The following is a 7,412-nucleotide window of genomic DNA, read 5'->3' on the forward strand; positions in this document are numbered from 1 at the left end:
GTCCGCACCGGTCCCCGGGATGGTCAGCCGGAGCCGGGCCCCGGCGGCGCCCTCGCTCTCGTCGGTGGCGATCTCCACGCTGCCCGCGGGCCGGTGCAGCGCCTTGAGGACGGCGAGACCGCCGGCCGCGCCCAGATAGCGGGCGTGCTCGGGGGCGGGCGCGCCGCACAGCAGGATCTCGTCCGGGGCGGCCTCGCCCCGCCCCGCCTCGACGGCACCGAGCGGCTCGTCCACGTACGCGAGCACCTCGAGCCCGGCGGCGCGGGCCCGCTCCTCGGTGGTCAGGGCGAACAGGAAGGCGCCCTCGGCGAGTTCCTCGGCCTCCGGCGGCAGCAGCTCGCCGATCAGCGTGCGGTACTCCGGGAGGCTGTTGCCGTTGATCCCGCCCGCGAGCGCGAAGTCGAGCTCCCCGGTGCGCAGATAGCGGCCCGCGGAGGTGATGGAGGAGACGGCGGAGGCGAAGCCGGAGTCCATCGTCATGTTCGGGCCGTTGAGGTCGAAGTAGTTCGCCACCCGGGCCGAGATGATGTTGGGCATCTGGCCGGGGAAGGAGTCCTCGTTGGAGGCCGGGATCAGGTCGCGTACCCGGTCGCCGAGCCGCTCCAGAACACCCGGCAGGGCATCGGAGTCCAGCTCGCCGATCGCCTCGGCGATGTCGTCGAGATAGCAGCGGTTGGCGTAGAGCATCGCGGCGCGGGTCGGGCCCATATGGCCGACGAACACGCCGGTCTTGCGCGCTTGCTCCTGCCAGAAGTCCGTTATCCGGTCGCGGAGTTGATGGGCGCACTCCACGATCATGAGCTGGCAGCGGTCCAGGGCCCGGATGGTCTTGGGAGGCAGCCGCACCTTGTTGAACGGCGGCGCCGGATACTGCTCGCCGAAGCTGTCGCCGGGGCGCGGACCGCCGCCCAGCCAGCGGGTGACCTCCTCGCGGCCCGCCAGCCCCGGCAGATGGGCCGACCAGCCGACGATCGCCACCCGGCTGCCGGGGTCGGGGACCTTGGTGACGGTCGCGGGGGCCCGGTCGGCGGTGGTGGCGTTCGCGGCGGCGGGGCGCGGCCGGTGCTCGGAGACGATCAGATGGGCGTTGGTGCCGCCGAAGCCGAACCCGGACACCGCGGCAAGGCGGGGGCCGTCCGGCTTTCCCGGCCACTCCTTGTGCTCGGGGGTGATCTCCAGTCCGGTCCCGGCGAGCCGGAAGTCCTCGCGGGGCCGGGAGAAGCGGAACTGACCGGGGATGGTGTGCTCGGCCAGGCCCAGCAGGTTCTCGATGAGCGAGACCACGCCCGCCGCCCAGCCGGTGTGGCCGATCAGGGACTTGTTGGAGGTGACCGCGGCCGGTCCGGCGGTGCCGTAGTACTCCCGCAGCGTGGTGAACTCGGCGAGGTCACCGGCCGGGGTGCCGGTGGCGTGGGCGTTGACCCAGCTCACCGCGGAGCCCTCGACCTCGCCCGCCTCCAGGGCGCGCCGCACCGCCAGGCTCTGACCGGCGGCGTTGGGCGCGTAGATGGCCTTGCCCTTGCCGTCGGAGGACGAGCCGAACGCCCGGAGCACCCCGAGCACCTCGTCCCCGTCGGCCCGCGCCCGGCTCAGGCGCTTGAGGACGACCAGCGCGGCGCCGTCGGCGAAGATCACGCCGTCCGCGTCCTCGTCCAGCGCGTGCACCTCACCGCGCTTGGAGAGCCCCTGGAGCTTGGAGAAGAGCACGGTGCCGCGCGGCGCGAGCGCGAAGGCGCCACCGCAGACCGCGATGTCCTGCTTGCCCATGAGCAGGCCCTTGGCGGCGATGTCGATCGCGTACAGGGAGGAGGAGCAGGCGGTGTCCACCATGTGCAGCTCGGTGGAGGGCGGCAGCAGCCCGCGCATCGCCAGCTCGCCGACGCGGTGCGGCAGAAAGCGCGAGCGGTCCTGGCCGGCGCGCCAGTAGCGGCGGGCCAGCGCCGCCTCGATGTCGCCGCCGAGGGTGGTGCGCTCGCCGTCCGCCAGCGGCAGGTCCCGGAGGATGTCGTGCGTCATCCGGGTGACGCTGTCCAGCACCCCGGCCTCTTCGAGGTGCTGGCTGCCGTCGGGGGTGTAGCCGACGACGAAGGAGCAGCGGTCGGTGTCCTGGTGACGCACCCCGTCCAGGGCCTGGACCAGGCTGTGGCGCAGCCACATGGTGGTCAGCTCATGGTCGTCGGTGCCGTCGGCCATGCTGTCGACGGAGCCGGGGGCGGCCTCGAAGTCCGTGATGAAGACGCAGCGGTCGGCGTACGCCTTGTCCTCCGCGGCGGTGTCGGCGGCGTGGAAGTTCTCATGCCGCCAGCGGTCCCGGGGGATCTTGACGAACAGCTCGTCACCGGTCGTACGGAGCTTCCAGAACTCCTCGGGGCTGTTCGCCCCGGCCACCGCCAGGCCCATGCCGACGACGGCGATCGCGTCATCGGGGACATCGGAGGGCAGGCCGGGGCCGGGCATGTCCGGGGTCTCGGTGACGGCCTCGGCGACGGCGGCGGCCTGGGGGCGTGCGGGCTGGGGCGCCGCGACGGGCTCGGGGGCCGCGACGGGCTCGGCCTCGGGCGCTTGGGCCACGATGGGCTCGGGCTGCGGTGCGGCCTCTTCCCGTACGGGAGCGGCGGCGGGCGGGGACAGGAGGGCGGCGCCCAGCGTCAGCCCCCCGTCCGCGAGCACCACCTGTCCGGTGATCCAGCGCGAGGCGTCGGAGGCCAGGAAGGCGACGACATCGGCGAACTCCTCGGCGGTGCCCAGCCGTCCGAAGGGCGTCGCCCCGGCGATCACCTCCTGCATCTCCCGGGCCCGGGGGAACTTGTCCGCGACATCGCTTTCGAGCATCGCGGCCGAGGCGGTGTTCACCCGGATGCCGAGCGGGGCGAACTCCACCGCGAGATAGCGGGTCGCCGCCTCGGCGGCCGCCTTGGCGGGGGCGCAGGCCGAGTAGTTGGCCATCACCATCTGCGAGCCGCCGAGCGCCGAGACGGTGACGATCGACCCGCCGCCGGTGCGCGCCATCAGCGGGGCCGCGCCGCGAGCGCAGCGCAGTCCCCCCTTGTAGTTGGTGTCGATGGCCTTGGCGATGTCCTCGTCGGTCACCTCGGCCAGGGGCAGCAGGGCCCCGTTGGCGGCGCTGTTGACCAGGATGTCCAGCCGCCCGTGGCGCTCCTCGATCTCGGCGAACATCCGGTCGACCTGCTCCTGCCGGGCCACCGAGGCCCGTGCGAGCTCGACCCGGGCGCCGGTTGCCACCAGTTCGTCCCTGGTGCGCTTGGCCTGGTCGTGCGAGTGGAAATAGTTGAGGACGATGTCGGCGCCGCGGGCCGCGAGGGTGCGCGCGATCGCCTTTCCCACGCCCTTGGAACCTCCGGTGACCAGGGCCACCTTCCCCGTGAGGTCTTTCATGGAACGACTGACTCCTTCTGCGACGAGGGGGCGGGCGGTTCAGCCCGTGGCGGAGGCGGGCGCATGGGCCCCCTGGTCGTTCATCTGCTCCAGCACAAAGTCGGTGATCTTGCCCATGGTGTTGTAGGTGGCCAGCCGGAAACCGGACTCGCGCGGCGGCAGCCCGTACCGACTGGAGACCCTGGACAGGAGCTCGACCTGCTTGACGGAGTCGACTCCCAGCTCGGCCTCGAGCTGCACCTCGTCCTCGAAGACGTCCTCGGGGTATTCGAGCGCCTCGGCGTAGAGGGTCCGCAGCTCTTCGAAGAGCCGCTCACGGTCGTACCCCTCCGGCCGCGGCTCGGACGCGGACGAGGCCGACGGTGCCGGGGCCTGCGGCGCGGGCTCGGAAGCGGCCTCGGGTTCCGCGGCGGGCTCGGGCTCGCCTCGCCCGGTCCCGGTGGACTTGCGGAAGGCGTCCAGTTCGGTGCGGACCAGCTCCAGCACCATATGGCCGTGCTCGCTCCAGTACGCCGCGAAGACGTCGGAGGGCACCGAGGGGGCCAGCAGCTCGGCGAGCCCGCCGCGCTCGGGCGCGGCCAGACCGGCCTCGCGCAGCGCCTCGAGGGTTCCGTCGAGCGCGAGCCGTCCGCCGGTCAGGGCCAGGGTGGGCAGCGAGCGCACCTCGGCGCCGTCGGTCACCTTGGCGACCAGCTTGGAGAGCGCGGCGCGCCCGCCCGCCTCCACGAACACCTCGGCGCCGCTCTCCCGCAGATGCCGTACGGCCGCGGCGAACCGCACCGGCCGGGTGAAGTGCTCGGCCAGCAGCTCGGCGAGCACATCGCCGGGCTCGTAGTAGCGCTGAAGGATCGGCGAGTAGACCGGCCGGTTCAGCGGATGCTGGTCCAGCTTCCGTACGTAGGCGGCGAATTCGGGGGCGGCGGGGGCGAGCGCCGGGGTGTGGAAGGGGAAGGGGGTGTCGATCTCGATGGCGCCGACGTCGAGCTGTCCGGCGATCGCCACGACCCGGTCCAGGATTGTGGCGGGGCCGCTGACCACGGTCTGTTCGTCGTGGTTCTCGGTGGCGACGGCCAGCAGCGGCTCGTCCACCAGCTCCAGCAGCTTGCGGGTGCGCTCGGCGCCGGCGGCCAGGGCCACCATGCGGCCGTCGACACCGCCCTGCCGCTCGATCACGGCGACGCGCTGGGCGACGATCCGGACCCCGTCCTCGACCGAGAAGGCCCCGGCCGCCACCAGGGCGGTGATCTCGCCGAGGCTGTGCCCGGCCAGGACGTCGGGGGTGGCGCCCTGGGCGGCGAGGATCTCGTAGGCGGCCAGGCCCGCGCCGTAGATGGCGACCTGGGAGGCCCAGGGGTCGTTGTCGAGGAGGTCGCGCAGATCGGCCTTGCGCTCGCCGAAGAGCACCTCGGAGATGCGGCTGGCGTAGAGCTCCTCGGTCACGGCGTCGAGCCGCTCGAAGACCCGGCCGATCTGGGGATGGCGCTCCTTGGCCCGGCGGAGTGCCTCGCCGTCGAAGCCGCCTTGTCCGGGGAAGAGAAAGGCCGTCGTGACGCCGGTGGACGGATTGCTGGACATGCCGATGCCTCCATGAGTGGGGTGGTGACGGTGAATGAGGTGCGTCACCCGCGCGGGTGACGCGGCGCTGTGGGCGGCCAATGGCCGTTATGAGGTCGCGGCCCTGCCGAATGGGCCTGCCGCGGGAGGGCCGGGCTAGGGTCCTTCTGGCGGATCTCCGTGGGAGAAGGACCCTAGACGGCGCCGGCGGCCGGGGAGTCGAGCAGGAAGGTGCCCATGCTCCCGAGGTTGGCGGCGATCAGCCGGTCGGCGAGCCGGGTCGCCGGGGGCAGATGTCTGGGGGCGCCGCGGACGAGCCAGCGCACCATCCGGATCTTCCAGCCCGGCTCGGAGCCCGGCGGGATGTGGTCGAAGAGGGCGTGGATATTGGCCGGGGAGTAGAACTCGGCGGGCGGGACGATCGTGGCGAACATCCCGACCATGCCGCTGCCGTGGTGCGGGCTGCGCGCCATCGCCCGGATGAACTCCAACTCCTCGCGGTTGTAGTCGCCGATCTCGGCATGGTCGCGGGTGTACCGGAAGTGGCCGCCCACCAGGGCGTCCCGGCGCCGGGCGTAGTCGGCGAGCGCGGCGGCGAGGTCACGGTCGCCGGACAGGGCGGGCTCCACGGCCGCCACGAGCAGTTCGGCACCGCGCAGGGAGTCGGTGATACCGGCGGCGGTGATGGGGTCGCGGGTGTAGCCCGCGTCGCCGACGAGGGCCCAGCCGGGGCCGTGGCAGTGGCGCAGGAAGTTGGGGACCGCGCCGGTCATCCACGTGTCGACGCGCCGGGTCGCCCGCAGCCGCGCCGCGAACTCGGGGTCGACGTCCTCGAAGGCGGCGATGACCGTGGCATCGCGCTCCTGGTCGGGGGACGCCTTGAAGTCCGCCACCGGCAGGGCCACTCCGACGATGGTGAGGCCGTCGTGGGTGGGCCAGGTGAAGGCGTGCCGATGGCGGTGGCGGTAGGTGCGCACCTTGCCGTCGTGCGGCAGATCGGCCCAGTACGACCAGTGGCTCTTGTTGAGCACCGGGTGGGAGTCGTACTTCTGGGCCCCCACCAGCCGGGCGACGGTGGAGTTGGAGCCGTCGGCGCCCACCACCAGCCGGGCGTGCTCGACCAGCGGCGTGCGGTCCTCGGTCTCGGCCCGGACGCCGATGACGGTGCCCTGGGCGTCCGTCAGCAGTTCCCGCAGCGCGACCTGTTCCCGCAGCTCCGCCCCGGCCTTGACGGCGGCCTCGAGCAGGATCTCGTCCAGCTTGGCGCGCTCCGGGGAGTATGCCTCGGCCACGCCCTCGACGGCGGGCAGCTTGGCCATCAACTGGACGGGACCGCTCTGGAGACCGTACGAGTGAATGGGCGGGCAGCCGGTGGCCGCCACCTCGTCCAGCAGTCCCCAGCGCTTCAGCCGGAGAATTCCCGGGGGGTGGACCAGATTTGTGGCGGCCCCCTTGCCGCCGGGGAATCTGGCCCGGTCCAGGAGAAGGACCCGGTATCCAGCTCTTGCCAGGAGCATCGCCGTCGATGCCCCGCTGATGCGCGCTCCTACCACAATGACGTCGTACATAGCGACCCCCATACCCAACGGTCACCCCGGATCCGGGAACCGGTGGATCATCTTTTTCGCTCTGTCTTCGCTCTGTCGAATTTAATTGCGCGACCGACTCGGGAGGTTTCCCGTGCATGAATCCTCGGCGGCTCCCGAAGAGATCACCTTCGTTTCGCCGGGTCCGGTGCGGCCGCGCGGTGCCGTGAGAATGGCCAGACAACCCAGGGCGGCGATTCCGGCGCCGATCCAGGCGGCGGGCCGCAGCCCGTCCACGAATTCCTGGGGCGAGCCGTATCCGCCCAGTGTGGTGAATACGGAGGTGAGCACCGCGACGCCGAGTGCGCCGCCGAGCTCCCGGAAGGTGTTGTTGGCGCCCGAGGCGATTCCCTGGTCGCGGGGTGCGACGATGTTCATCGCCATTTCCGCGACGGGCGAGAAGAACAGCCCGAGGCCGATTCCGCCGAGCACCAGACCGGGCACCTGGTCGGCGTAGGCGGTGTCCGCGCCGACCACGGACGCCAGCCAGCCAAGACCCACGGCCTCGAACAGCAGGCCCGCGGCGACCACCAGACGGTTGCCGAGCCGGGCGGTCAGCAGCGCCGCCAGCGGGGCGACCACGACCGGCATCGCCGTCCACGGCAGCATCTTCACGCCCGCCTCGAGCGGCGAGAAGCCCTGGATGTTCTGCATGAACTGGGTGAGCAGGAAGACCAGGCCGAACATGGCCGCGAACATCAGCAGGCTGGCCGCGTTGACCGCGCTGAACGCGCGGTTGCGGAACAGCCGCATCGGCAGCATGGGTTCGGCGGTGCGCAGCTCCCAGCCGACGAAGAGCGCGAGGACCACCAGGCCGCCGGCCAGGAAGCCGATCACCCGGCCGCTGGACCAGCCGTGTTCGGTGGTGGACACCAG

The 7,412-nt window shown here is 72.2% G+C and carries 4 protein-coding genes; all 4 read right to left on the reverse strand.

Going from position 1 to position 7,412, the window contains the following annotated elements:
* Window positions 1-3,396: SDR family oxidoreductase (locus tag KN815_RS34870; protein ID WP_216345851.1), on the reverse strand; the 3,396-nt coding region annotated here is incomplete at its 3' end.
* A 39-nt stretch (window positions 3,397-3,435) separates the two neighbouring features.
* Window positions 3,436-4,971 (reverse strand): acyltransferase domain-containing protein, encoded by a 1,536-nt coding sequence (locus KN815_RS34875; RefSeq protein WP_216345852.1) that lies wholly within the window; start codon window positions 4,969-4,971, stop codon window positions 3,436-3,438.
* 173 nt (window positions 4,972-5,144) lie between these two features.
* Complete coding sequence (locus KN815_RS34880) at window positions 5,145-6,518, reverse strand: NAD(P)/FAD-dependent oxidoreductase (RefSeq protein WP_216345853.1); 1,374 nt, start codon at window positions 6,516-6,518, stop codon at window positions 5,145-5,147.
* 81 nt (window positions 6,519-6,599) lie between these two features.
* Window positions 6,600-7,412 (reverse strand): MFS transporter (locus tag KN815_RS34885; protein WP_216345854.1); only part of this gene is annotated, 813 nt, incomplete at its 5' end.

The sequence above is a fragment of the Streptomyces niphimycinicus genome, assembly GCF_018883605.1.
In the GTDB taxonomy this organism is placed as follows: Bacteria; Actinomycetota; Actinomycetes; order Streptomycetales; family Streptomycetaceae; genus Streptomyces; species Streptomyces niphimycinicus.

Excerpts from the sequence above, each read along its gene's own strand:
- KN815_RS34875 (WP_216345852.1), bottom strand. The coding sequence starts at position 4,971 with ATGTCCAGCAATCCGTCCACCGGCGTCACGACGGCCTTTCTCTTCCCC.
- KN815_RS34880 (WP_216345853.1), bottom strand. The coding sequence starts at position 6,518 with ATGTACGACGTCATTGTGGTAGGAGCGCGCATCAGCGGGGCATCGACG.